The organism is Methanosarcina vacuolata Z-761, from assembly GCF_000969905.1.
Lineage (GTDB): Archaea > Halobacteriota > Methanosarcinia > Methanosarcinales > Methanosarcinaceae > Methanosarcina > Methanosarcina vacuolata.
Genome location: NZ_CP009520.1, coordinates 1,718,900 through 1,744,837 on the forward strand (window position 1 = coordinate 1,718,900; position 25,938 = coordinate 1,744,837).

The 25,938-nt window shown below is 39.9% G+C and carries 17 protein-coding genes, 1 tRNA gene, 3 rRNA genes and 1 pseudogene; 11 read left to right on the forward strand and 11 right to left on the reverse strand.

The window, feature by feature from the left end; genetic code table 11:
* Window positions 1–132: 132 nt before the first annotated feature.
* The 4 genes from MSVAZ_RS07180 to MSVAZ_RS21685 form a co-directional block, all read right to left on the reverse strand.
* Window positions 133–387: a KEOPS complex subunit Pcc1 gene (locus MSVAZ_RS07180; RefSeq protein WP_048123785.1), complete on the reverse strand. Its 255-nt coding sequence runs from the start codon at window positions 385–387 to the stop codon at window positions 133–135.
* Between the two features lie 33 nt (window positions 388–420).
* Complete coding sequence (locus MSVAZ_RS07185; RefSeq protein WP_048119763.1) at window positions 421–1,761, reverse strand: DHH family phosphoesterase; 1,341 nt, start codon at window positions 1,759–1,761, stop codon at window positions 421–423.
* Window positions 1,762–2,321: 560 nt separating this feature from the next.
* Window positions 2,322–3,536: an alpha-glucan family phosphorylase gene (gene glgP / locus MSVAZ_RS07190; protein WP_332310046.1), complete on the reverse strand. Its 1,215-nt coding sequence runs from the start codon at window positions 3,534–3,536 to the stop codon at window positions 2,322–2,324.
* A 3-nt stretch (window positions 3,537–3,539) separates the two neighbouring features.
* On the reverse strand, window positions 3,540–3,998 hold the full coding sequence (locus MSVAZ_RS21685; protein WP_332310041.1) for a glycogen/starch/alpha-glucan phosphorylase: 459 nt from the start codon (window positions 3,996–3,998) through the stop codon (window positions 3,540–3,542).
* Between the two features lie 815 nt (window positions 3,999–4,813).
* On the opposite strand from MSVAZ_RS21685, the gene mtaA reads away from it, so the two are divergent.
* Window positions 4,814–5,833: a methylcobamide:CoM methyltransferase MtaA gene (gene mtaA / locus MSVAZ_RS07195; RefSeq protein WP_048119765.1), complete on the forward strand. Its 1,020-nt coding sequence runs from the start codon at window positions 4,814–4,816 to the stop codon at window positions 5,831–5,833.
* A gap of 466 nt (window positions 5,834–6,299) precedes the next feature.
* On the opposite strand, the gene mtaB is transcribed toward mtaA, so the two are convergent.
* Both mtaB and mtaC read right to left on the reverse strand, forming a co-directional pair.
* Window positions 6,300–7,685, reverse strand: coding sequence for a methanol--corrinoid protein co-methyltransferase MtaB (gene mtaB, locus MSVAZ_RS07200; protein ID WP_048119766.1), 1,386 nt, complete (start codon window positions 7,683–7,685; stop codon window positions 6,300–6,302).
* Window positions 7,686–7,697: 12 nt separating this feature from the next.
* Window positions 7,698–8,480: a methanol--corrinoid protein MtaC gene (gene mtaC / locus MSVAZ_RS07205; protein ID WP_197078850.1), complete on the reverse strand. Its 783-nt coding sequence runs from the start codon at window positions 8,478–8,480 to the stop codon at window positions 7,698–7,700.
* 1,237 nt (window positions 8,481–9,717) lie between these two features.
* Between mtaC and MSVAZ_RS07210 the strand changes: the two genes are divergently transcribed.
* The 5 genes from MSVAZ_RS07210 to MSVAZ_RS07230 all read left to right on the forward strand — a co-directional run bounded on the left by MSVAZ_RS07210 (window position 9,718) and on the right by MSVAZ_RS07230 (window position 17,435).
* A 16S ribosomal RNA gene (locus MSVAZ_RS07210) occupies window positions 9,718–11,195 on the forward strand.
* Window positions 11,196–11,280: 85 nt separating this feature from the next.
* Window positions 11,281–11,353, forward strand: a tRNA-Ala gene (locus MSVAZ_RS07215).
* Between the two features lie 116 nt (window positions 11,354–11,469).
* Window positions 11,470–14,377, forward strand: a 23S ribosomal RNA gene (locus MSVAZ_RS07220).
* A 71-nt stretch (window positions 14,378–14,448) separates the two neighbouring features.
* Window positions 14,449–14,570, forward strand: a 5S ribosomal RNA gene (gene rrf / locus MSVAZ_RS07225).
* The 16S, 23S and 5S rRNA genes sit together here with 1 tRNA gene alongside, the layout of an rRNA operon.
* 348 nt (window positions 14,571–14,918) lie before the next feature.
* On the forward strand, window positions 14,919–17,435 hold the full coding sequence (locus tag MSVAZ_RS07230) for a hypothetical protein (RefSeq protein WP_048119771.1): 2,517 nt from the start codon (window positions 14,919–14,921) through the stop codon (window positions 17,433–17,435).
* A gap of 76 nt (window positions 17,436–17,511) precedes the next feature.
* Here MSVAZ_RS07230 and MSVAZ_RS07235 read toward each other — a convergent pair whose 3' ends face one another.
* The 4 genes from MSVAZ_RS07235 to MSVAZ_RS07250 all read right to left on the reverse strand — a co-directional run bounded on the left by MSVAZ_RS07235 (window position 17,512) and on the right by MSVAZ_RS07250 (window position 20,212).
* Entirely contained in the window at window positions 17,512–18,114 is a 603-nt protein-coding gene (locus tag MSVAZ_RS07235) for an adenosylcobinamide amidohydrolase (protein WP_048119773.1), read from the reverse strand.
* A gap of 119 nt (window positions 18,115–18,233) precedes the next feature.
* Entirely contained in the window at window positions 18,234–18,713 is a 480-nt protein-coding gene (locus MSVAZ_RS07240) for an ATP-binding cassette domain-containing protein (RefSeq protein WP_048119775.1), read from the reverse strand.
* A gap of 693 nt (window positions 18,714–19,406) precedes the next feature.
* Window positions 19,407–19,823 (reverse strand): transposase, encoded by a 417-nt coding sequence (locus MSVAZ_RS07245; protein ID WP_232316102.1) that lies wholly within the window; start codon window positions 19,821–19,823, stop codon window positions 19,407–19,409.
* Between the two features lie 29 nt (window positions 19,824–19,852).
* Entirely contained in the window at window positions 19,853–20,212 is a 360-nt protein-coding gene (locus MSVAZ_RS07250; protein WP_048119490.1) for a transposase, read from the reverse strand.
* A 289-nt stretch (window positions 20,213–20,501) separates the two neighbouring features.
* Between MSVAZ_RS07250 and MSVAZ_RS07255 the strand changes: the two genes are divergently transcribed.
* The 4 genes and pseudogenes from MSVAZ_RS07255 to MSVAZ_RS07270 all read left to right on the forward strand — a co-directional run bounded on the left by MSVAZ_RS07255 (window position 20,502) and on the right by MSVAZ_RS07270 (window position 24,363).
* On the forward strand, window positions 20,502–21,293 hold the full coding sequence (locus MSVAZ_RS07255) for a class I SAM-dependent methyltransferase (RefSeq protein ID WP_048119776.1): 792 nt from the start codon (window positions 20,502–20,504) through the stop codon (window positions 21,291–21,293).
* 207 nt (window positions 21,294–21,500) lie between these two features.
* A complete protein-coding gene (gene ilvE, locus MSVAZ_RS07260; RefSeq protein ID WP_048119777.1) occupies window positions 21,501–22,379 on the forward strand; it encodes a branched-chain-amino-acid transaminase in 879 nt (292 codons plus the stop codon).
* A gap of 1,214 nt (window positions 22,380–23,593) precedes the next feature.
* Window positions 23,594–23,896, forward strand: a pseudogene (locus MSVAZ_RS07265) (IS1634 family transposase); the annotation flags it as partial.
* Between the two features lie 38 nt (window positions 23,897–23,934).
* Window positions 23,935–24,363 carry a phosphate-starvation-inducible PsiE family protein gene (locus tag MSVAZ_RS07270; protein WP_231592520.1) on the forward strand — a complete coding sequence of 143 codons (429 nt, stop codon included), beginning with the start codon at window positions 23,935–23,937 and terminating at the stop codon, window positions 24,361–24,363.
* Between the two features lie 453 nt (window positions 24,364–24,816).
* Here MSVAZ_RS07270 and MSVAZ_RS07275 read toward each other — a convergent pair whose 3' ends face one another.
* Window positions 24,817–25,089, reverse strand: coding sequence for a hypothetical protein (locus tag MSVAZ_RS07275; RefSeq protein ID WP_048119780.1), 273 nt, complete (start codon window positions 25,087–25,089; stop codon window positions 24,817–24,819).
* Window positions 25,090–25,408: 319 nt separating this feature from the next.
* Between MSVAZ_RS07275 and MSVAZ_RS07280 the strand changes: the two genes are divergently transcribed.
* Window positions 25,409–25,591 carry a hypothetical protein gene (locus tag MSVAZ_RS07280; RefSeq protein WP_048119783.1) on the forward strand — a complete coding sequence of 61 codons (183 nt, stop codon included), beginning with the start codon at window positions 25,409–25,411 and terminating at the stop codon, window positions 25,589–25,591.
* Window positions 25,592–25,938: the final 347 nt, after the last annotated feature.

The window sequence follows — 25,938 nt, forward strand, 5'->3', positions numbered from 1 at the left end:
AGAAGGGGGTCGAAATGTGAGGTAAAAGAGAAAAAGGTGTGTAGAAAAGGAAAGAGAATAAAGGAAAGAGAATAAAGGAAAAGAAAGAAAAGGAAAGAAAAGAAAAGAAAAGAAAGAAAATTTGTAAGTAAATTAGCTTTCCTGGACTTTATCCCCTTTTTTCATAGTTTCTTCGATTCCTTCTCCAATTTTAACATTCATGAGAAAATCATCAACCGTTGCAAGAAGAGAGCCTATTTTTTCAGAGTGAAAATGGACAGCAACTTTATCATTACTGATTTCACTTTCCATGCTTCTAAGGTTATCCGGAGAAAGAGCTTGCAGAATTCTCGCAGCGGATTTTCTTGATTCAGGATCCGGAAATTCAATTGTACCTGTAATTTTCATAAGCACTCCCATCGCTTTTCCATCTTATTATCTTTATCTTTTTTGATTTTTTGCTCCGGTCTTCTGGAGCTGGTCACCTATTATTCGGTCTGCAATGCTAAGGAACTCCTCTACACTTCCAAGAGGGATTGAAGCCCCGGAAGCTACACTGTGCCCGCCTCCTCTTCCACCAACTGCACCTGCAGCTTCTCTAAGGGCAAAAGCAAGGTCAAGTCCCTTTGAGACAAGTTCACGGGTTCCTCTTGCCGAGACTTTCAGGATTCCTTCGGATTCATTTATGCAAATAAAAGGAAGTTCGGGGTGAAGGTAACGGACGACCGTGCTTGCAAGGTTCCCGGTAGAAATGGCATCAGCAGTAACAACATACCAGAGATTCTCCCCTTTGCTAATTTTTTCTACGTTTTCTCTGGCGTTCAGTGTAAGTTTCTTCTTATGCTCTTTATTTAAAGAGATGGCTTCATTAATACTCTCCTGGTCTTTCAGGCAAAGAGAAATAGCCAGCCCGTAGATTTTCTGCTTTCCGCATGTGTCAAGGATGGAGATAAAATCGTAAACGTTTCTTACAAGCTCCCGATTCAGAAGCAAAACTTCTCCTATAACAGCCTCAATAGCTTCCGGGCTTGCTTGCCTGACAAGTTTCAGGGCGACAGCATTGGCAAGCCTTGAGATTTCCTCTTCAGACAGGTTTTCAATCTTTCCTGAAAGCCCGAGCTGGTTCAAAAATTCTGTAACTTTCTCAGGGTAACCGGTTATATCCAGAAAAGGTTCAGTACTGTATGCGAGCACGTCTACAAGGTCTCCATCTCCTACTTTGAGCCCCTTCCGAATAGAAACGACCCCTGCTTTTAAGGCTTCCTCCAGGATGAAGGCATTGGCCGTGTGAAAAAGTTGCTTATCTCCAATTGCACCTGCAAGGGCCAGCCCTGCAAGGTCAACGTTATCGGCTGCCAGTTCTCTGGCTACAAGATAGCAGGTGCCAGAAGCTGAGATATCAGTTGCTCCGTCGATTCCAACCAGATGGGCATTTACAACGGCTTTTGCTGGAGATTGCCCTACAGGCTGGTGGTGGTCAAGCACTATAACATCAGCTTCCACCTTCTCAATAAGTTCAGGTTGCCCGCTGCCCATATCGCAAAAAATGACAAGGTCATTCCTGGAGATGCTCTTGTTCACGTCTTCAATAACAGCTTCATCCAGCCTTCCAGCTATCGAAAGCTGGAAACAAATGCCTGCCCGCAGCAGAGCCTGTGCCATTATCCCGGCTGAGGTCAGCCCATCAGCATCATTATGTGAGACTACGCGCACAAATCTGTATTTCCGGATTTTTTCGGCTGCATTTTTTGCAAGATTTGTCAGATTCTCAAGCTCGCTCAAAATCCATCACTCAAAAATTCAGTAATAAAGTCAAAGGATTATTAGAAGATTAATTAAGATATGTTACTAGTTCATAAAGGATACCAGTCTATACAGGCTTGATAGTATAAAACTTTGTACATTCAATAACTGAAGAGTTTTCAGACAACATATACAAATTTTATTTAAATTTGTGCATAATCTTTGTTTTTAGAGTTATCTTTGTAAGGACATAGGTTAGTTTTGGAAAAATTGCACACTACTGTAAAACTTGTATAAACCAGAGAAAACTTGGCTCTTCGCTGTTTCGAGTGAGTAACTTACACTTATCTCTTAAATGCCAAAGTAACATTTATAAAATTTAGAAAACATTTACGGTTGAAAATCACATTCAAGCTTGATGTTTCTCTGTTTGGCCTATTACTTTGTAACTGATCAATTATTTTCAACCCCTCACAAAACAACGAAGAGCCAATTTTGCGCTGAAATCTTTTCGATGGATAACCATTAGCTACTTTTACGACTATTATTAGTCAGTTTAAGTTTCTTCTAAATTGAGCCCAGTTAGATTTTAAAGATTTTTAAAGATAAGCTTCTGTGACATAATACCTCATCATCCTATGACTGTTAAAATAAGATGCTATCATACCTATTGAATTATTGATTAGCTTGAACCATTCGTCTTGTTGTTCGTAGTACATAGGGACGACGATGTAGTAGAGTTTGTAATAGAGATCTTTGAGCTCAGCAAGTCTTGTTTCTTCTATAGAAATTTTTTCATCTGGTTTGGGCCCAATAGACCAACCTGTCACATCTTCAATCCACCCCTCAATCCACCAGCCATCAAGAACGCTAAGATTCACTACTCCGTTATGGGCAGCTTTCATACCACTTGTACCTGATGCTTCGTAGGGACAGTTAGGAGTATTAAGCCAGACATCAACTCCAGAAACCATTTTTGCAGCAAGATCCATATTGTAATTTTCCAGAAATGCAATTTTTATTTCGTCACGAAGTGTTTTCATCACTTTATAAATATCCCTTATAATTTGTTTTCCGGCTTCATCATTAGGATGAGCTTTACCTGCAAAAATAAGCTGAATTTTGCCTCTTTTATTTATATTCCTGAGCATCTCAAGATCAGAAAGAATTAAAGTTGGACGCTTATATGATGTCATACGCCGTGAAAAGCCTATTGTAAGAGTATCATAATCCATACCTATACCTGTTTTTTTGTTCACTTCGTCGATCAGATTTCTTTTTGCATTCCAATGTGCTTCCCAGAGTTCAGTGTCTGGAATTTCTCCGACTCTTATCAGAAGTTCGGGTTCATTCTCCCAATCCGGAAGATAGCGATCATAAAGCTTCCTGAAATAAGGGGAAGTCCATGTATAGGAATGAACACCATTTGTAATGGCATGAATTTTGTAGCCAGGGTAAAGTGCACTTGAGATCTGGCTGTGTCTTTTTGTAACGCCATTGATATAGTTCGACAAGTTCATAGCAAAAATGCTTGTATCAAAGTAGTTTTGCCCTCCATACTTGCGAAGGATCTCAACATCGTTTTTATCCTGGATTAGATCTCCTACAAGCCCATAATCAAATTTATCATGCCCTGCTTCTACTGGAGTATGGGTAGTAAAGATACAAAGTTCCTTTACTTTATTTGGGTCTAAGCTGTTTTGCTTCAAAAGTTCTAGAGCAAGTAAGCTTGAATGCCCTTCATTCATATGGTACTTTCTGACTTTGAACCCAAGAGCATTAAGCATTCGTACTCCCCCGATTCCGAGTACTATCTCCTACTTGAGTCTATAGCGTTGATCGCCTCCATATAGAAAATCCGTAATCTTGCGGTCTTCCGATTCATTTCCTTCAACATTTGTATCTAGAAAAATTATCGGCACGCAGCCTTCTATATGGCTCTTGTAAGTATAAGTCCAGGCTCTGAGTTTAACGTCTCTATTCTGAATTTTTACTTTTACCTCTTCTTCGCAAAGAGTCATAAAACGCGAAGGATCCCACTCATCAGCATGTTCTGTTTGATTTCCTTCAGGATCAAGAATCTGTCTAAAATAGCCTTTATTGCTTACCAGTGTTACTGCTACCAGTGGGATATTCAGATCCGCGGCTGAGCGGATAACATCACCTGCAAGACCCCCTAATCCCCCTGCATAGGTCGAAATTTCACTACGAAGACCTATCTCCATTGAAAAATAAGCAATATTTTGTCTCTCCAGTACTCCGTGAAGATTCTCCATATCATCAAGTCCTTTATTTTTTTTAAATTATAACTTGTTTTTTATATTAAAAATCATCACATTTTAAAACATTAAATATACATTTTTGAAAATAAACACAATTTTCTTTGAATAATGTCAACAAATAAATGAAAACGCTTTTAACACTTAACAATATATCAAAATTTTTGTAAAATTTGTTTTATATTATTTAAACATAACTATTAAGCCTATCATCAAAGTTAATTGATATCGATTTTGATGAAAACAAAGAGTTTAATAACTGACTGGTAGACAACGAAAAAGTGCAATCAATTGCCAATAATCAATGAAAATTCATTTAAAGAAATCTGTAAGTTGAATTTTAATGGCGATGGCTAACGATCTTGTTTTATCCGGATTTCTATATTTGTAACTAAATATTGTAACTATATATTGTAACTAAATATTGTAACTAAATATGAAACAAATCCAACTTTCAAATAATATTTGATAAGCAAAATTATTTCATACCCAAACACGTTTTTCCTACGGATAGTGGGACAAAAACCTGCGGACTTCTTCTCTTAGGAGAAAAGAATGAAACAGGAAGAGGCAATCCGGGAAACCGGCTCAGATCATACCAGCTAATCTGGGAATCAGCTAATCTGGGCATGGGGATTTAAGTTTCCGAAGGTGATTACTTGCCTTTGACGGAAACTCTAAGAATTTTGATATGCCTCAAAGGGTTAGATGACTATAAGTTATATCTGAAAGATCAGTAGCATACGAGAATGTCGTAGAAAATTCAAAAGATCAAAAGCTTACAAATTGAAACTTAACATGGGGAGATAATTATGAGTAAGATGACACTTAAGGAGAGACTTTTAAACGCGCTTGAAGGAAAAGAAGTTGACAAAGTGCCGGTCTGTTCTGTAACCCAGACAGGAATCGTTGAATTAATGGATGAAGTTGGGGCTCCCTGGCCGGAGGCTCATTCTGATCCTGAAAAAATGGCGAAGCTTGCGATTGCAAACTATGAATTAAGCGGGCTTGAAGCTGTAAGAGTTCCATATTGCCTGACTGTGCTTGCCGAAGCTATGGGCTGTGAGGTTAATATGGGAACCAAAAACAGGCAGCCTTCAGTTACTGCACATCCCTATACCAAAGACCTTGAAGGCATGGAAATGCCTGAGAACCTGCTTGATATGGGGAGAATCAGGGCTGTACTTGATTCAATCAAACTTATAAGGGAAAAAGTAGGGCCAGATGTACCTATTATAGGAGGAATGGAAGGACCTATTACTCTTGCTTCCGATCTGGCGAGTGTAAAGTCCTTTATGAAATGGTCTATTAAAAAGCCTGATCTGTTACATCAGGTACTGGATTTCGCAACTGATGCCACAATAGCGTATGCAAATTCAATGGTTGTTGCAGGAGCAGACATCATCTCCGTTGCCGATCCTGTAGCATCTCCTGACCTGCTGAGTCCAGAATCTTTTAAAAATGATCTCCAGTCAAGGTTGCAGAAGTTTTCCTCAAACGTAAATTCTGTTACGGTACTGCATATATGTGGAAGTGTGTCCCCTATCCTTAACTATATGGCAGATTGCGGTTTCGAAGGTTTGAGCGTTGAAGAAAAAGTTGGCAGTATTAAGAAGGCTAAGGAAGTGCTTGGGGATAGAGCAAGGCTCGTAGGAAATATCTCAAGTCCTTTTGTTCTGCTTCCTGGTCCTGTCGATAAGATAAAAGAAGAATCGAAAAAAGCGATTTCCGAAGGTGTAGATGTACTGGCGCCTGGCTGCGGAATTGCACCTATGACTCCGCTTTTCCACATTAAAGCGATGGTCGAGGCAAGAGACGAATACTACGCTTGAATACTCACACAGAAAAACGAATTTAACTAATTTTTCTATTATTTTTTTACGAATTTTTCACTAATTTTTATTAACATTTTTTATTGTCATTTTCAATTTTTTAATATGTTATATGTGCTGCTCGTATCCCATCCAGGGAGGACGGGATCTCGTTCACTTCTTTCTCTCAAGCAGTCTATTTCTTGATTATATATTCTTATTGTAATTGTTTTGACCGGTTTTTTCGTGTCCTTCATAATTGTAGATCTTGAGTAAATTAAGTGTTAATTTGTACAATCACAACTATATAGTGTTCACTCAACTGTTGCTGCTTAACAGAAAAACCTTCAGTGCTAAATGAGTCGGCCAGTACTAAATATTTCTATATAAATATATCAGGAAACCAAAAAACTACACTCTAAATTTATCAAGAAAACCAGAAAACTACACTCGGGATTTTAAAAAAGGAAAAAGGAGAATTGCCTTATTAGAGGTCGTAGTTCTCCGGCTTGAATACTTTGACTTCCTGTTTATACTTTGTAAGGCAGTCACTCATGAACTTTTCTTTGTCGTCGGTGAGGGCCTCAAAAGCGGCCTTTGCGTCTGCAAGGGCTTTAGCTTCGAATCTGGAGAGCTCGAGTTTACCCCTTGCTCCTTCTTCGACAATATTAATGCATTCGATAGCGGCGTTCTTGGCACGGAGGTAAATATCATTTCCGTCTTTTGCAATTGCCTGTCCTACTCTGTAGGCGTTCGGGTATGCGAGTACATAGCCCTGTGCGTCTCTGTATATATCCGAAGCTACGAACATGTCCCTGAGTATTTTTTCATTACCTGAATCAAGAGCAACATTCATTAGGGCACAGTCATAAGCTAAGGTTTCTCCCCAACACTGAACTGTGGTACCGCCGAATTCGCCGTGATACTCAACAGATTCATTGGACCAGAGGTCGCAGCACTGCATGACAATGTTACCCATCAGGTCGGAGTGAGCACAGGTTGAAGTTTTACCTTCCTGAGCTATCGGGACACCTGCAATGGATTTTACAATGGTATTTTCGTAACCACAGTCCTTTCCAGGGCCGACTGCACCGGCTTCGTAAGCAACGAGAGATCTTGCGGCAGAAATCGTCCTTGCAATGATTGCAAGTGTGTGGGCGAGGTTCTTGTCCAGCAGCCCGCCTGCAATGAACATCGCAGTGTTTGCCTGGGCACAGTCTGTGTCACCTGATGCTATTACATTATTCTTTTTTGCAACTGATGCGATGTCTTGCCAGATCATTTCCATATCTATGCTGCCGAGAACACCTATGCCGTAAAGTACTCCGGCCATGTCGTTCCTGAGGATTGCATAGTCAAATACTTCTTTTCCACCCATTGACTCTACTGCAAGCATATCAGCACCGTTCTGGGCACACTGTTCGAATGCCTCCATAAAGACGCTGTACTTGTCTCCTCTGAGAGCGAGGAAGTCTCTGGTCTCGCGGATGTCACCAATGGTGTGGCGGAGTGCGCACTTTATGCCGTATTCATCATGGTAATCTTCCATGATAGTTTTCTGGGCGTGTGCAACGGCTGCTCCCCAATCAGGGTGATTGGACATCTGCTGAACATGTTCGGTTTCAAGCACGACAGCTGGAGCTCCGATTTGAACCATCCTTGCCATAATGTCGGTAGTGATCCTTTCGTATTCCTTTATGAGCTTTTCTTTGGATGCTCCTGCTTCAGGTCTTGGGGCATAGTTTACTTCGGGAGTTGTGTAACCGGCACCGATTTCAAGTCCCAGCCCTGTTTTAACTGGCGTGACAGCTTTTCCGAAAACCATGTCATCTGCGCTTGCATAAGCCATTTTAGTACATCTTGTTACTGCCATTACTCCATCTCCTCAGTGTCTATGGAATTTCTCCCTCAGTTTCACAATGTTGTCTCCATTTGCCTTGATGAAATCGGCTATTTTCGCGGCATCGGCTGCTTCCTCACCGTACACGCCAAGCTCATACTCTGACACGAAGTCCTGGTTGACAGCACCACCGCCGCATGCGAATGGAATCCTGTAGCCTTTCTCCAGAAGTTTGTCATTAACTTCCTTGAATGCATACATAGTCGTTGTCATGAGGGCTGTACCTGTAAGCATGAGGGGCTTTTCTTTCTCCACGGCAGCTATTACTTCGTCCACAGGGACATCTCTTCCAAGATCCACTACATCATAGCCGGCTGCTCTCAGTAGTGCGGCCACAATGTTCTTTCCGATATCGTGCACGTCACCTTCTGCAACGTGACAAACGATTTTTCCTTTGGTTTCAGGTGATTTTCCTGCTTTCTGCTTAACGTATTCGATACCTTCCAACATGGCATCAGCAGACATCATGACGTTTGGCAGGAAAATAACTCCCTCATCATAAAGCCTAGAGACTACTCCCATTCCAACCATCAATGCGTCATTAATAAGGGAGATCGGGTCTTTTCCGGAACTGATAGCCTTTTCCAACCCCTCAACAACATCATCCTCTTCGCCTTCAAAGATGGCCTTTGCAATCGGATAAATCATTGAATCCTTTGGGTAAAGTTCTTCTGCAGCCTCTTCTGGTGTCATTTCCTTTTCCATTTTTACGTTGTAACGAACCAGAATGCCACTGGGATCTATATCTATCAAATGTCTAACCTCCATTTTGGCATTTGAGGAGCAAATAATCCCTGAGTATTTACAGGGGTAAAAATCGGGTTAAAAACCAAACTTCTCCTGAGATTGATCTTGATCTTATATCTTGATCTTATTTTGGTATTTAACATTCTCCTTTTTTTCACAGATACAACTACGCGAGATCCAAACAGGTATAAAATCCCAAATTCTTCCCAATTTCTTAAAGGGACTCCTAACTCCTCTTAATTTAATTGGAATCCTATATATATAAAACTCACTGAGCAAGTTTAAGGTTCTAATACTGAACTTCAGGCTGTAATTTTCTTTATTGAGGGGCCTTGTTACTCTTAATGTCCAGTTTTTATGAATTTTCTTTTAAATCAGATATAGTTTGAAAATCTGTACAATTGTTAATACTAAAAGAGTTTTTATAACAGTATGTGGCTCTTAATTTTTTGGCAGGTTAAGTTAATTTTCAGAAAATAATTTGTAATGAAAAGCAGTCAATAACTTTCAAAATAAAATCCTGCACTTTAATAATAACTATATTTTATCTTATCTTTTCTTTCTTAACTTAATCTCTTTTGGAAAAAATATATCTTTCAGCCTTTAGTTTAGTTTGTCTGAAAGCATTTTCTCGAAAGATATATATATCAGTAATGCATTTAGAGGATCCCTGATCTAAGAAGGTCAGTAATCCTTAAATCTATAGATTTTTGCAAAAATCATTTTTTGCGGAAAAATCTATGGTCAAAAATTATTCAAACAAAACCTTTATATAGGAAAAATTCCTTCTATATATCCCTCACAAAAGGCAAAATTGTGAGCATTCGACTCTCTTACTATAATGTAAGGTTATAATGGCAGTATCTCTATAGATTCAAGCAAATTTTTCATTTTGCTACGGATCTCAGAGTAAAAAATTGCCTGAGAGTAAAGCTTTATATACAAGAAATGTCTTGTATACATCCCTCACACAAGCGATTGTGTCGAGGTGAATAACACAAAGCTTTATATACAAGAAATACCTTGTATATGACCCTGCGCAAACTGATTGCGTAGATACAAATCACAAATCTCTTTCATCTTTTAATGGAGTCAGGAGTTGTTTCCTGACTGACGAGGATTTTGTCGGTTCGGTTAATTCTGGGCGGTGAGAGTTTTCATAACATATCATCGCGAAACTGAAATAACTGAATTGATAGTTGTTAGTGCAAGTTTCTGCGACCAAGACCTTTATTTTGAAGTGTGCGATACATTAACAATTCTGGTTGATCCTGCCAGAGGTTACTGCTATCGGTGTTCGCCTAAGCCATGCGAGTCATATGTTCTTCGTGAACATGGCGTACTGCTCAGTAACACGTGGATAACCTGCCCTTGGGTCCGGCATAACCCCGGGAAACTGGGGATAATTCCGGATAACGCACATATGCTGGAATGCTTTATGCGTAAAATGGATTCGTCTGCCCAAGGATGGGTCTGCGGCCTATCAGGTAGTAGTGGGTGTAATGTACCTACTAGCCTACAACGGGTACGGGTTGTGAGAGCAAGAGCCCGGAGATGGATTCTGAGACATGAATCCAGGCCCTACGGGGCGCAGCAGGCGCGAAAACTTTACAATGCGGGAAACCGTGATAAGGGGACACCGAGTGCTAGCATCATATGCTGGCTGTCCAGGTGTGTAAAATACACCTGTTAGCAAGGGCCGGGCAAGACCGGTGCCAGCCGCCGCGGTAACACCGGCGGCCCGAGTGGTGATCGTGATTATTGGGTCTAAAGGGTCCGTAGCCGGTTTGGTCAGTCCTCCGGGAAATCTGACAGCTCAACTGTTAGGCTTTCGGGGGATACTGCCAGACTTGGAACCGGGAGAGGTAAGAGGTACTACAGGGGTAGGAGTGAAATCTTGTAATCCCTGTGGGACCACCTGTGGCGAAGGCGTCTTACCAGAACGGGTTCGACGGTGAGGGACGAAAGCTGGGGGCACGAACCGGATTAGATACCCGGGTAGTCCCAGCCGTAAACGATGCTCGCTAGGTGTCAGGCATGGCGCGACCGTGTCTGGTGCCGCAGGGAAGCCGTGAAGCGAGCCACCTGGGAAGTACGGCCGCAAGGCTGAAACTTAAAGGAATTGGCGGGGGAGCACAACAACGGGTGGAGCCTGCGGTTTAATTGGACTCAACGCCGGACAACTCACCGGGGACGACAGCAATATGTAGGCCAGGCTGAAGACCTTGCCTGAATCGCTGAGAGGAGGTGCATGGCCGTCGCCAGTTCGTACTGTGAAGCATCCTGTTAAGTCAGGCAACGAGCGAGACCCGTGCCCACTGTTACCAGCATGTCCTCCGGGATGATGGGTACTCTGTGGGGACCGCCGGTGTTAAATCGGAGGAAGGTGCGGGCTACGGTAGGTCAGTATGCCCCGAATTTCCCGGGCTACACGCGGGCTACAATGAATGGGACAATGGGCCCCTCCCCTGAAAAGGGCTGGTAATCTCACAAACCCATCCTTAGTTCGGATCGAGGGCTGTAACTCGCCCTCGTGAAGCTGGAATCCGTAGTAATCGCGTTTCAATATAGCGCGGTGAATACGTCCCTGCTCCTTGCACACACCGCCCGTCAAACCACCCGAGTGAGGTATGGGTGAGGGCACGAACTCTGTGTCGTGTTCGAACCTGTGCTTTGCAAGGGGGGTTAAGTCGTAACAAGGTAGCCGTAGGGGAATCTGCGGCTGGATCACCTCCTAAGCAAAAAAACCCACTGCCCAGATGCCGATAAACCGAACAAAATCCTCACCCCTGAGATCCGCTGTGGATCTCTAGTCTCTCTAGGGCTTGTAGATCAGATGGAAGATCGCTGCCTTTGCAAGGCAGAGGCCCTGGGTTCGAATCCCAGCAAGTCCATTTTTGTGCACTCGGAAAGTAAATTTTCGGGGAAGGGCGGATTGCCTGCGTTGACACGCAGGTACATGAAGTCATGTATAGGTGCTGTATACTGGACGCTTTCTGGACCTGGTTAGGATACACAGGAATTATGCTATCAGGTGGATGGCTCGGCTCAAGAGCTGATGAAGGACGTGCCAAGCTGCGATAAGCCCGGGGTAGGTGCAAGGAGCCAATGAACCCGGGATTTCCGAATGGGACCTCTCCATAGTGATCAGTAATGATCGGGAACGCTCCGAATTGAAACATCTTAGTAGGAGCAGGAAAAGAAATCAACCGAGATACCGTGAGTAACGGCGAGTGAAAACGGCACAGTTCAAACCGAATCCCTTCACAGGGAAATGTGGTGTTGTAGGGCTGTTCAAACGTCCGGCGGCTAAACAGAACTTGCCTGAAACGGCAGACCGTAGAGTGTGACAGTCACGTATGTGTAAACCAAAAGACCGGAACATGTCCCTGAGTACCGTGCGTTGGATATCGTGCGGGAATCTGGGGGGCACCAACCTCCAAAACTAAATACTACTTGAGACCGATAGCGAAATAGTAGGGTGACCGAACGCTGAAAAGTACCCCGAGAAGGGAGGTGCAAAGTGCCTGAAACCTGATAGTGATAGAACGATATGGCATGAAAGGAACTCTGATATGAAGGAAACATTCGCGAGAATGTTGTACGAATATCACTGCCAGTGTCGTATCTTACGTTTTGAAGAACGGGCCAGGGAGTTTATCTCAGTGGCAATGGCTAACCTTATATTTGGGCAGCCGAAGCGAAAGCAACATGTGCGCAGCCCTTCGGGCGAGGCACGACGTATACAAGTGCGTGGAGTCACTGGGGTAAGACCCGAAGCCGGGTGATCTAGGCGTGGGCAGGTTGAAGCGTGGCGAAAGCTACGTGGAGGACCGCAAGCGGTATTGATCTGCAAATCATTCGTGTGACCTGCGTCTCGTAGTGAAATGCTAATCTAACCCGGCATCCGCTGGTTCCTTCCAAAACATGTCGCAGCATGACCTGACTGGAGATCGTCGGTGGAGTAGAGCACTGATTAGCGGTTCCGGGGGGGAAACCCCTCGCCCGCCTGTCAAACTCCAAACCCACCGTCATTGTAGAAAGTCGGAGTCCGGACTGCTGGGGTAAGCTTGTAGTCCGTAAGGGAGACAACCCAGCCCGTGGTTAAGGTCCCCAAGTGTCGACTAAGTGTTAATACTAAAGGGCGTCCCAAGCCCAAGACAGCTGGAAGGTTAGCTTAGAAGCAGCTACCCTTCAAAGAGTGCGTAACAGCTCACCAGTCGAGGTTTGGGGCCCCGAAAATTGACGGGGCTCAAGTCGACCACCGATACCACGGAGTACCGCAAGGTAATCTCGTAGGAAGGCGTTGCGTTCGGGCTGAAGCAGGGCTGTAAAGTCCTGTGGACCGTTCGCAAACGAAAATCCTGGTAATAGTAGCAGCAAAGCAGGGTGAGAATCCCTGCCGCCGAAGGGGCCAGGTTTCCTCGGCAATGATCGTCAGCCGAGGGTTAGTCGGTCCTAAGACGTACCGTAATTCGAGTACGCCGAAAGGGAAACAGGTTAATATTCCTGTACCATTTAGCAATCCGTCTGACGTCTCAGGGCAGGCCGAGCGGCGTCGTCGCGCCGTCTAAGCAGCGAACCCCGTGGAGAGCCGTAATGGCGAGAAGCGGGCGAATCTGTAATGGCTAAAGTCGGCTGCACCCAGGGACCCGTGAAAAGGCCGCTAAATGTCCGTACCAAGATCTGACACTGGTGCCCCTAGCTGAAAAGGCTAAGGCGTGTCGGAGTACTTCAGTTAAGGGAATTCGGCAAATTAGCTCCGTAACTTCGGGATAAGGAGTGCCTGCTGTGAAGACAGCAGGTCGCAGTGACCAGGGGGCTCTAACTGTCTAATACCAACATAGGAGATTGCAAACCCGTAAGGGCTAGTACAATCTCTGAATCCTGCTCAGTGCAGGTACCTGAAACCCCGTTTCAACGGGAAGAAGGGCCTGTAAACAGCGGGGGTAACTATGACCCTCTTAAGGTAGCGTAGTACCTTGTCGCTTAATTGGCGACTTGCATGAATGGATCAATGAGAGCCCTACTGTCCCTAACTGGAATCCGGTGAAGCTTACATTCTAGTGCACAGTCTAGAGACCTCTAGGGGGAAGTGAAGACCCCGTGGAGCTTTACTGCAGCCTGTCGTTGGGTTGTGGTTCTGGATGTACAGTGTAGGTAGGAGGCATCGAAGCGGGTGCGCCAGCATCCGTGGAGCCGCAATTGGGACACTACCCTTCTGGGACTACGACCCTAACTCTGCGAAGAGGACCCCGATAGGTGGGCAGTTTGCCTGGGGCGGGACGCCCTTGAAAAGATATCAAGGGCGCGCAATGGTTGACTCAAGTGGGTCGGAAACTCACTGAAGAGTGCAAGAGCATAAGTCAGCCTGACGTTATTCAGCATAGCAGTGGATGACGAGACGAAAGTCGGCTCTAGCGAACTTTTGAGCCTCCTTGGTGGGGGCCAAAAATGACAGAAAAGTTACCCCGGGGATAATTGAGTCGTTGCCGGCAAGAGTACATATCGACCCGGCAGCTTGCTACCTCGATGTCGGTTCTTTCCATCCTGGCCGTGCAGCAGCGGCCAAGGGTGAGGTTGTTCGCCTATTAAAGGAGATCGTGAGCTGGGTTTAGACCGTCGTGAGACAGGTCGGTTACTATCTACTAGAGGTGTTCGAGGTCTGCGGGTAAGCTGCTTTTAGTACGAGAGGAACCAAGCAGCGGCGCCACTGGTGTACCGTTTGTCTGACAAGGCATCGCCGGGCAGCTACGCGCTTCGGAATAAGAGCTGAATGCATCTAAGCTCGAAATCTAACCTAAAAAGAGACCTCATTAAGGATTCCGGTAAAAGACCGGTTTGATAGAAACGGGATGTAAGCACCAAGGCAACGAGGTGTTCAGTCCGCGTTAACTAACCATCCGTTCCTTTCCTAATCAAGTCCAGGCGAAATTCAGTATGCAGCACTATACATGACTTTATTTCATAATCCCACTTATAGGTTGAGTCTGGCGGCCATAGCGGCAGTGTAACTCCTGTACCCATCCCGAACACAGTAGATAAGCCTGCCCGCGTTCCTTACTGTACTGAAGTGTGCGAGCCTTCGGGAACTCTGGATCGCTGCCATACTCACCTTATAATACTTTACTTTTCATGATCTGTTTTTAAAATTAGTTTTTAATATGTCATTTTAGTATTGTTTTTTTACTTTCAGTTTTCTGCACCTTTCTTTATATGTTAATTCTACGATATTTTTACCCTTTTGTTCTTTTGTTCTTATGCATGCTTGTTTTTCATAGTTAACTTCATTTTTTGGAAAGTTCTCATAGCCTCTCAGTCTAAGAAAGAAGTATTAATTGACAACTTTTTCAATTTGAAAACTTATTATTTTATTTAATACAGTATAAGTACAATGAACTATATTTTAACTAACTACTGTAAATTCTACAATCTGTTTATGTTTTCTCGGTGGTTATATTGAAGTGTTCAAGGTACTTTACATTCGTAAGTTTACTTCTTTTAATTCCCAGTCCAGTATATTCAATGGGTATTGCTGAAGACTCTGTTACTACTATTTCATCCGATCTTCAGGAATCTTACTCAATATCAGGAAATCTCCTTTCCGGTATTCAAAGTGAAATTATGAATCTCTCTAATACATACATCGTAATCCAAGGTAATGGTATAAAAGGACTTGGAAAAAGTGATGAGTATGGAAATTATAAGTTTGGGAACATAAGCTCTGACATTTGGCTAGAACATGGTAGTTATTCTTTAACTGCTTTTAAGTATGTTTCTTCTGAAGGAAAGTATTTGTTTGGAACAGCAAATATATCCCTTAATAAAAATCAACAAGTACCTAATGTTGATATTACATTAGATTGGGCAAGTGAAGATGAAGAAAAGATAATTGAAAGTTTCTTTCCTTTGCTTAGATATTCTCTGTCAGGAAGCGTTTTTTCTAATGTTCAGAATCAAATTGTAAATGTTTCTAATACACAAATAGTAATCCAGGGAAATGCTATAAGGGGACATACAAAGAGTGATATCTTTGGAAATTATTATTACGGGGAGTTATATAATCCAGACGAATTATATGAGGGTTCTGACTTAAGGTATGGAAATTATTCCATAACTGCTTTTAAGTACATCCCTTCTGAGGAAAAATTCTTGTTTGGTACAACGAATGTGACCTTTAATTATAATGAAAAGGAATCGGATGTTAATATTTCTCTAGACTGGGCAAGTAAAGATGAGGAAAGAATAATTGAAAGTTTCTTTTATTTGTATGAATATTCAATTTCAGGAAAACTTTTTTCTGATTTTCAAAATGAATCTGTTAACGTCTCTAATGCAAATATTGCAGTCCCGAAAAATAACGGCTGTGCGGTTAGAAAATCGGATGACTATGGAAACTATAAGCTCGACGAGTACTCTATTGCTGATTGGTTAGAATGTGGTGACTATTCTTTAACTGCTTTTAAATATATTTCTTCTGAGGGAAAGTACTTGTTTGGAACGAAAAGTGTATCCCTTCACAATAATGAAGAAGTATCTGATGTTAATATCACATTAGACTGGGCAAGTGAAGATGAAGAAAAAATAATTGAAAATTTTCTTTTAAATCTTATATATTCTTTCTCGGGAAGCATTTCTTCTAATATTCAAAGTGGAACCCTGGATGTTTCCAATGCAAATATCATAATCCGAGCCAATGGTACGTTAAAAGGACTTACAAAAGGTGATATCTTTGGAAATTATAATTATGGTGATTTAGATTATGGATTAAATTACGGGGACTATTCTCTAATTGCCTTTAAGTATGTTCCTTCTGAGGGAAAGTATTTGTTTGGAACAACAAACGTATTTTTAAAAAATGTTCAAAACTTATCTAATGTTAACATCACATTAGACTGGGCAAGTGAAGATGAAGAAAATCTCATTAAAGATTTTCTTCTAAATTATGAATTCCGCTATCTGTATGGAAACATTTCTTCTAATATTCAAAATGAAACTATAAATTTCTCTAATACATGTATTGTAGCCAAAAAAAATGACAGTCTAAAATTCGGAAGATATAATGAGTACGGGAATTATAGGTTTGATGATGACAATTGGTTAGAGCACGGAAATTATTCTCTAACTGCTTTTAAGTATGTTCCTTTTGAGGAAAAGTTCCTTTATGGAACAACAAACGTCTCTCTTGAGAGGGATATAAGTACATATAACGCTAACATCTCACTAGACTGGGCAAGTGAAGATGAAGAAACGATAATTGAGAGTTTCTTTCCTTTACTTAGATATTCACTGTCAGGAAGCGTTTTTTCTAACATACAGGATAAAAACATAGACATTTCTAACACGAACATTATAATTGAAGAAAGCTATATTCGAGGGTTTGGAAGCACTGATGAGTGTGGAAATTATAATTGTAGTGATTTATATGATTTTTATATGCTAAATTACGGAAATTGTTCTGTAACTGCCTTTAAGTATATCTCTTCTGAAGGAAAGTTCCTTTACGGGACAACAAATGTATTTCTTAATAAGAATCAATATTTATCTAATGTAAACATTGCATTACATTGGGCAAGTGAAGACGAAGAAAAGATAATTGAAGATTTTCTCCCTCGGCTTAAATATTCGATTTCAGGAAAAATTCGTATAAATTCAGATGAGAACGAGAACATTGGTAATAAAAAGAGAACCAGTTCCAGTTCTGGCTCGTTACTCTTAAAGTATAATAATTCACTTGCGAATATAACATCCAATAATTCTTCTAACTCAATCTCTGAAGCCGGAGATATATATGATGAAGAAAATCTCTCTATGTCAGAAAAGAATAAGACTACAGCAAAAGGAGAAACTCAAAACAAAACAGCAGTTACGGATAGCATGGATAAAGCTAAAGCTATGCCAGAACTTGCCTCAATAAACTTGATTTTCACTCTGTTTTTGGTGTTCTGTCTTTTCAAGCGAGAGCTGACAAAGTAAGATAGTTTGTCTATGTAAGATAGTTTGCCTATCTTACATCTTCTCGGTTTATGATCAACAAAAAAATTTTTATATTTTATTCTCCCCGTAGCTCAAGCCCTACTTTTACTCCTTTTATAACGGCTTCAGTAATCTTTCTTCCAAAATCCGTGCTTGAACCCGCGTAAGGAATTTCCTTTCTTTCTTCATTTTCCAGGCCAGGGTTTGAGTCAATTTCATAAGCAACAATCACTGCATCCGTATTGGTGCCCAGGAAAGTGTAGCCTTTCTCAAGCAAAGCAAGCCCTTTTGCTTCTGTGGCTGTGATTATCGCTCCGAGAAGAGCTGTCTCGGATAGCCTTACTTTTGAGATCAGAATTATATTTATGGTTCCTACTTTTGCCCTGAATTCTGAACCATTGCTCACGCCAGCAGTTATGAAAGCTGTCATATAGTCATTTTCTATTACCTGAAGGTACTCCATTTTTACAGCTGTAAGAAGGCCGAAGTAAGCCCCTTCAAAACTCAATTTCAGGGCTTCTTCTTTTACGAATTCTCTTGGGTCTGGTGGATTAAAGGTTCTTGGAACCTGTTTGTTGAAAAGATACTTTACCCGTGCACGGCCGCCGTTTAAGCCCGTGCTCACGGTTTCGAAATCTCCTTTGATTATAAGGGTGCTGTCCTTCAGATAGTATTCCATACACATGAGCTCCGTTTTTTGTTATAGAAGTATTATATAAGTATAATAGTTGGTCGAACTTATGAGATAATGCTTTCAAAATGAGAATAGTAGTTTAGGGAGCAATCAAAACCGATCAGTTAAATTCCCATGCAGAAATTCTCAAACTTTTCATGGCCGAGTAATTCTTCGGATTTTCCTTCGAAAACGATCCTTCCATTCATCAACATGTACGCATTATCGCTTATCTCCAGTGCTTTTTTGACATTCTGTTCAACTATAAGCACCGTAAGTCCGAACGTTTCTTTTAGCTCCAGAATTTTCTGAAATGTATCGTTTGCAAATCTCGGTGAAAGCATGGCTGTAGGTTCATCGAGTATGAGAAGTTCTGCCTTCTTTATAAGGGCTGAAGCTATTGCAAGAAACTGTCTTTCACCGCCGTTCAATGTACCTCCTTTCTGTTTTAGCTTCGTTGTAAGTTCAGGAAATACTTCAAGGGCTAAATCCAGCTGATCCCTGTATTCTCCATTTTCAAGAATATAACCAGCGATTTTAAGGTTTTCCTCAACTGTTAAATTAGTAAAGATATTCTCTATCTGTGGAAGGTAAGCTATACCCATTCCTGTCTTTTAGCTTTTCTCATAGGCGCGGCTGCTGGTGTTTAAAAATTCCAGGATTAAATCACTTAGAATATGTTCTCTGATCAATTATTCTAAAGTTTAAGCCTTGTAAGCTCCGGAATTTCTCCCTTCAATTAATAAGGGTGGGTTCAGGCAGTAGAACAATGTGTTTCAGGTCTGACTCAGGAAAAAGTAGCAGAGATTAAAATAAGTGTTTTAAAAGGCTTTATTAAATTGAAAAAGAAGTCTCGAAGCGATGGTGTTTTGCTCTAAACGGCTCTTGATACGTTCTTTTTTGATACGTTCTTTCTCCCCCCCTCAACATAATAAACTATTTAACACTGTGTATATATATAACTAATAATGGATCACAGGTATTACTCATACTGGTTAGCTCTTATTATTCTTTCTGGAATATTTTATGTTATTTTTGGAACATTCTATACTGTTTTCGGTTTTAGTGGATTTCTAATCATTGCAGGTGTCTTTTTTGTTATAAGTGTTCTGTATGGTCTATGGTATTCTATTTCTCATAAATCTCACAGTTGAATAAAACGTTTAATTGTGAGTAAATGTTCAATATTTTTGAAAAATTTTAGTATTGTGAAAAAATAATAGAAGTATTTTTGGATATGTAACAAAAATTAGTTTTCTGCTTATTACTAATCGTAATTATGCATTTATATATAGAGCCTATCCCAAAAGCTCATTTACTCTAATTATTGCTGCTACCATTACAACTCCTAAATATGATGTCTCTTTAATTTCATATCTTGGAAATACTTTCTTGCATGACTCTATCCAGCTAAAGAACCTTTCTACTATGCTTTTCTTTTTGTATTCTTCTTGATCTACTTTTATTGGTCTTCCTCTCTTCTTTTTCTTCCTATTTCTTTTATTTACTGGTATATTGGACTTTATTCCTCTTCTTCTGTTATATTTTCTAATTTTAGCTGTATCATACATTGCATCAGCTGTTACTTTGGAAGGCCTGTTAACAGGCCTTCCTACAGGTCTCTTTATATTGAAATTTTTAAGTGTAGGTATATAAAGTGTAGAATCATTCTTATTTGCAGGAACAATAATAATCGAGAGAGGCAGACCTTGCAAATCTACTAAAACGCTTATTTTTATTCCTTTTATTTTTTTGTGGCCATCGTAGCCGATATTCCCCCTTTTTTAGCCGGAACATCCTTTGTATCAGTAAAGCAGTGAGAAAGATCTATTTTATTCAAATCGTAACCTTTGTTTAAAAGTTCATTGAAAATCTTCTGATAGATGCCATGTTCACACAGATATAGATGGAATCTATGTACTGTTGACTTAGATCCATATTTCCTGGGAACGTCTTTCCACGTACAACCTGTCATAACAACATACAAAATACCGTTCATTAACTTCCTCAGATTTGCACGTGGCCTTCCTGTAGGCGGTTTCTGTGGAGGAAGATAAGGTTCCATGGATTCCCATAGAACATCATCGATTTCACGAAATGACATAAAGGTAAATTTATAATTTCAACATAATATTGCTTTTGGGATAGGCTCATAGTAAGTAAAGCAAAAAAGATCTAAGTTTACACTTTAGATGATTAATGGCTTATATTACCGTTTTTTAGTTCAAACGTATAAGTCCTAATGTATAAGTCATATCCCTAATATATATGTTCTAACGCTGATGTATAAGTCCTGTAAGTTTTCACATGAACTTTCTAACGTTTAACACAAAACCTCCTGATCTAATGAAGCCAGAACTGTTAAATATCTAGAGAAAATACAAATAGTTTTTATGTATTCCTGGGATCCAAAACTTTACTCTTCTAATTCCTCAGCTCAGAAAAACTGGGGTTTTGAACTTCTTGCAAAGCTGAATTTGAAAGGAAATGAAAGGTTTCTGGATGTTGGCTGCGGGGACGGAAAACTTAGTGCTGATGTAGCAAAAAGCTTACCTGAAGGCTCTGTTCTAGGAATCGATCTATCTGAAGAGATGATTACTTTTGCCAGGAATCATTATCCTCAAGAGAAGTTTCCAAACCTTGCTTTTATGCAAGCAAATGCAAGTGAACTTACTTTTGATTCTGAGTTTGATATTGTTTTCTCCAATGCTGTTCTTCACTGGATAACGGCTCCTGAAGCTGCTCTGAAGGGTTTTTGGAAAAGCCTCAAACCCGGCGGAGTATTTCTGGCCCAGCTTGGAGGGAGAGGAAACGCTGCAGAAATCCTCAAAATTCTTGACTATATGCTTGAAAATGAAAAATGGAGTTCTTATTTCAGGGATTTTGTATTTCCATATGGTTTTTACGGACCTGAAGAATACGGTAAATGGCTCAAAGAAGCAGGTTTTTCAATTAGGCGTTTGGAATTGATCTCAAAAGATATGGCTCTTCAAGGAGAAAGTGCACTTTTTGCCTGGATTGCTTCAACCTGGCACCCCTATATACAGCAGGTACCTCAAGAATTGAAAGAGGATTTTATAAGTGAACTTGTAACTCTTTTTGTAAAGAGTTATCCGCCTGATAGCAAAGGATACGTCCATGTCCAGATGAAAAGGCTGGAAATTGAGGCTTATCTTGAGAAGTGAGGCTTATCTTGAGAAGTGAGACTTATCTTGAGAAGTGAGGCTTATCTTGAGAAGTGAGGCTTATCTTGAGAAATGAGGCTTATCTTGAGAAATGAGGCTTATCTTGAGAAATGAGGCTTATCAGGAGAAATAAATTTGTAAGACAAAAGAGTATAAAAATATATTAAGTTCAGATTTGATTAAAGCTTCAAACATGGTGGTTTATACATGAGCGAATTACTGATTTATATTAATGGAGACTGTGTCCCCAGGTCCGAAGCCAGGGTTTCGGTCTATGACCACGGTTTTCTCTATGGCGACGGAGTGTTTGAAAGTATAAAGGCGTATAACGGACGTGTCTTTAAGTTAAAGGAACATGTTGACAGGCTTTATGACTCAGCAAAGGCAATTGCAATGGATATTTATCTTACAAAGGATGAGATGACTGAGGTAATTCTTGAAACCCTGAGGAAAAACAACCTCAAAGATGCTTATGTCCGTCTTGTAGTCTCAAGGGGAATTGGAGACCTTGGGCTTGACCCTCGCAAGTGTGAAAAACCAAATATAATTGTCATAGCTCAGGGCTGGGGAGCTATGTATGGCAACCGCTACGAAGCAGGAATTATAGGAGTTAGCGTCTGTGTCCGACGAAATGCACCTGACGTTCTATCCCCGAATATCAAATCTCTGAACTACTTGAACAACATACTGGCAAAGATTGAAGCCAATGAAAAAGGAGGAGACGAAGCCATTTTCCTGGACCAGAATGGCTTTGTGTGCGAAGGTTCGGCAGACAACATCTTTGTTGTCAAGAATGGTAAGGTCTATACTCCTCTGACAATCAGTAATCTAAAAGGAATAACCAGAGCTACAGTCATCGAAGTTCTGGACCAGATGGGATACGAAACTATCGAAGCAAACCTGGGCTTATTTGACCTTTACACGGCAGATGAAATATTTGTCACCGGCACCCTGGCTGAAATGGCTCCGCTTATCAAGGTAGATGGAAGACTGATTGGAGATGGAAAGCCAGGTCCGATTGCCAAAAAGCTGGCCAGAGGTCTCAAAGAAGTAACTGCAAACAGTGGGACTCCGATCTACTCTTAAAAGCTTAAAATAGAAGATGAAAGCGGATCTTTGTTTCGTATTCCATCTTTTGTTTTATTTCTAAATTTTTTTTGTTTATAAACACTTCATCTCGATAATTTTGACTCCTGTGTAGAATAAAGGCTCTTCACTATCCCGTATGGATAAGATGATTTTCAACTCAAGACTGCATTGGTTTTTATGAGAATATTATGAGGATATCCACACATAACAACAAGGGACATAAATTTAACTTGCCTTTCAAAGGTGTGTGATTTTACGGTATCTAGAGACTTTGTTTGTGTATGCCTAATAAATGAATATTCCTTCCGATAACGATTTTGTTAGGATGAAAGGTATTTCTTTAACAAAATTTTTGAAAGATTTTAGTTTTCGTACCTGTAGCTTTATTTTTTCTAGAATAACAAATGATCAAATACATATTTTGCATGGCCACAAAAAAATCCGTATTCAAAATATCGTATACGAGTGGCCTTCTAAACAAATTAATGTATTGGTCAGTTGTGGGTTTTTTACATTGTTGCGTTGTAACTTTAATTGTGAACTAAAATTAGGTTCTACGTTTATATACATTTTGCGAATAAAAACGAAATGAATATATTTTTTAAAGTGAATTTACTAGTTAGGATCAACAATTCAAGCGAAAATGAGAAGTCGCTTGATGCTGATTTTAAGGAAAATTTTTGGCAAAAACGCATTTCTTTGAAAGTAAAGTTTAAATGTATTATATTTAGGTCATAACTTATTACAATTATATTTAGGTCATAACTTATTACAATTTCACAAAATAGAAGGTCAAACTAAACACTCTAACCAATACACACCGGCACTATAGTAGATATCTTAAAGTTAACAAATAAGACTAAATGGAAATAGTATTTCATTGTACAACAAATCGTACAACAAATAATAACTGTATAAAAATCAAAATATAAATTTATTACAACGGGAGCGCAGAGGGTCACGAATACCCCATTCTTTAGATTGGGGATGAAGTGAACCCTCGCCTCTTCGTATTTCTCTTTGAATATCTAAACCATAGCTTCCTTTTATAGATACATCAAATCTGATAGGAAACCGAGGGTCAAAATTTCAATCACTTATGTTAAGGAAACCTTGTTAAAGGATACTTAATCATCTGTCTCCAAGTAACCGGGCGGGCGGCCCGAAGCATACCCCATCCTTTAGGGTGGAGTGGCCGCCCGCAATTTGATTTGAAAAAACCTCAAAGAATTGAAACTTTATCAATGGTAATGGTTTTAACTCTGATGGTTTACTCGATGGTGGAATGGAAGCTAAGAAAAAGGCTAAAAGAAACAGGGGAAACAATACCTAATCAGGTTAAAAAGCAAACTCAAAAGCCCACTTCAAAGTGGGCTTTTGTGCTGATGAGGAAAATTACAGAAGTAAAAGTGGAAGTTGATTCAAGGGTGATAACCAAAATTGTCAACATGGATGAAGTTAAGGGCAAGATAATAAGGTTGATGGGGAAATATTGTGAAAAATACTACTTTTGAGTGGAGATCTGCGGAAAGACGGATAGAGGGGGGTAAAAATGAACATCCATTATAAAATATTTATGATAAACCAGAAAAAAATATTTAAAATTACAATTGATTTAGTCACTATTATCATCCTTTATATACTGCTACTGGCGCTACTTGTGGGAGTAATAAATCTCCTCCTGAATGTCAAATCAATTCTAATCGGGACTCTTGGAGGCGGTTTAGATCAGATAGTATCTGGTGTCCTCACAATTTTTATTCTCATTGATCTTTTCAAGACTTTTGCTGATTTTCGCGAACATGAAGAAATCAGAATTACATATGTAACCGATGCTACGATTTTAATAGTCATGCGTGAAATCGCAGCAGGGGTATATGGCCAAAGATTTGATTATCAATTTATTTTAGGCCTATCTACATTGTTGTTAATACTAGGGATAATAAAAGCGCTAGCTGTCAAATATCCATCCAAACAATAATTTATTCACTATCATTTATAGTAGTAAATAATGTATAGGCTCTGTAAAAATTTTATTACTTATTTGATTTTTAATAATTTCTATCATAAAGAGAACAATGGCGCAAAAATACCCAGTTGCTTGCAGCGATATTCACTACCGCAACTTTATTTTCATTAAAAATTATTAAATTCTGTACATTGGTCATCGGTTAAGGAATTTTCTTGCCTGAAAGCTATCGATTTTGCATTAGAAGCCGGCTTTATATTTTGGCCTATTTAAGTGAAATCGATACCCTGTTCCAGCTCATAAATTATAAAATATTTGACAAACGTTGTGGAAAATTGACGCGATTTGTCATGATTCCTCCCTTAACTGACGACGCATGAAATACTGTACAACTTAAGTAACCAAATTTGATGGAAAAAATTATGAAAAATATTATTTTAGAGGAGAGATCTCTAGAAAGTCGGATCAACTGTACTCCATCTTTTTAGGGATATGCTCCACACAGATTTCCTTGATCATTGTCACTTTCATTGTATTTGTTTCTTTATCAGGTTCACCAGTAACTTCAACGAATTTACGGCAGAAAAACTCAAGGTAATAGTCTAGTTCCCATGGACCTCTATCCCCATAATTCAGTAGAAATTCCCTGTCCCAGGTCTGAAGATAATAATCTGGACCTTCACCTTTGCTTCCAATCCGTCCATATTTTACATAAACGAGTCCTTCAAAAATTTCCACACAGTGTTCCCCCTTTTGATATACAATTCCAACTTAAAAAACAAATTATTTCAAAAGGTAATATTACCATATTATAACAATTGCTTTTCAGTATAATAAGGATGCGAGTATTACCACATGACACTTTTTAAGAGACTTTTTATTATTTTCTGGTTTTTTGAATGATGGCTGTCAACTGTCAGCAGAATCACTATCAAATTTTGATGGTCCCAGAATATATTAAAAAGTCTCTTTTTTCCTTCTGTTTGGATTATTTATAGTTTCATTGCAATATATAAATTACGAAATTTGTCTTTATCTTTAATAGGAGGGATATTAAATGATACATTTATGGGAGTATGATTCTCGCAGGATTGATGGTTTTAACACGCCACAACAAATGAGCGAACTTGAAAGAATCGGAAATGAAGGCTGGGAACTGGTTTTGATCAAGGATGATATTGATGAAGAAGGAAGGGTAACTGCTATTTTCAAACGGGCAAAGCTCGAGACGATATCTTAATAACTTTATTTTTTATTACTTTTTGTGCAACCCACATTGAATTAAGCATTTTGTCCTTTTTTTAAAAACTAAATCCTGAAGAGCAGAAAATACTTTCATGGTGCATGATAATGCTTATTTTAGTTCAAAGCCGATAATTGTATATGTAGGACTTACGCGGTTGAAATGATAAATCGATAGCATTAAACCTCCAAATGTCTAATAAATAACCAAGCACAACTCCGAATGTGCTTGATTTTATACCTCAAGTGCGTAAGTCCTAGTCTTTTCTCAGTAGAGATTGCAGTCTTTGAGAAATTTGGATGTATTTTTTGTTAATTCAAGGTTTGAAATATTTTTCCTTTTCT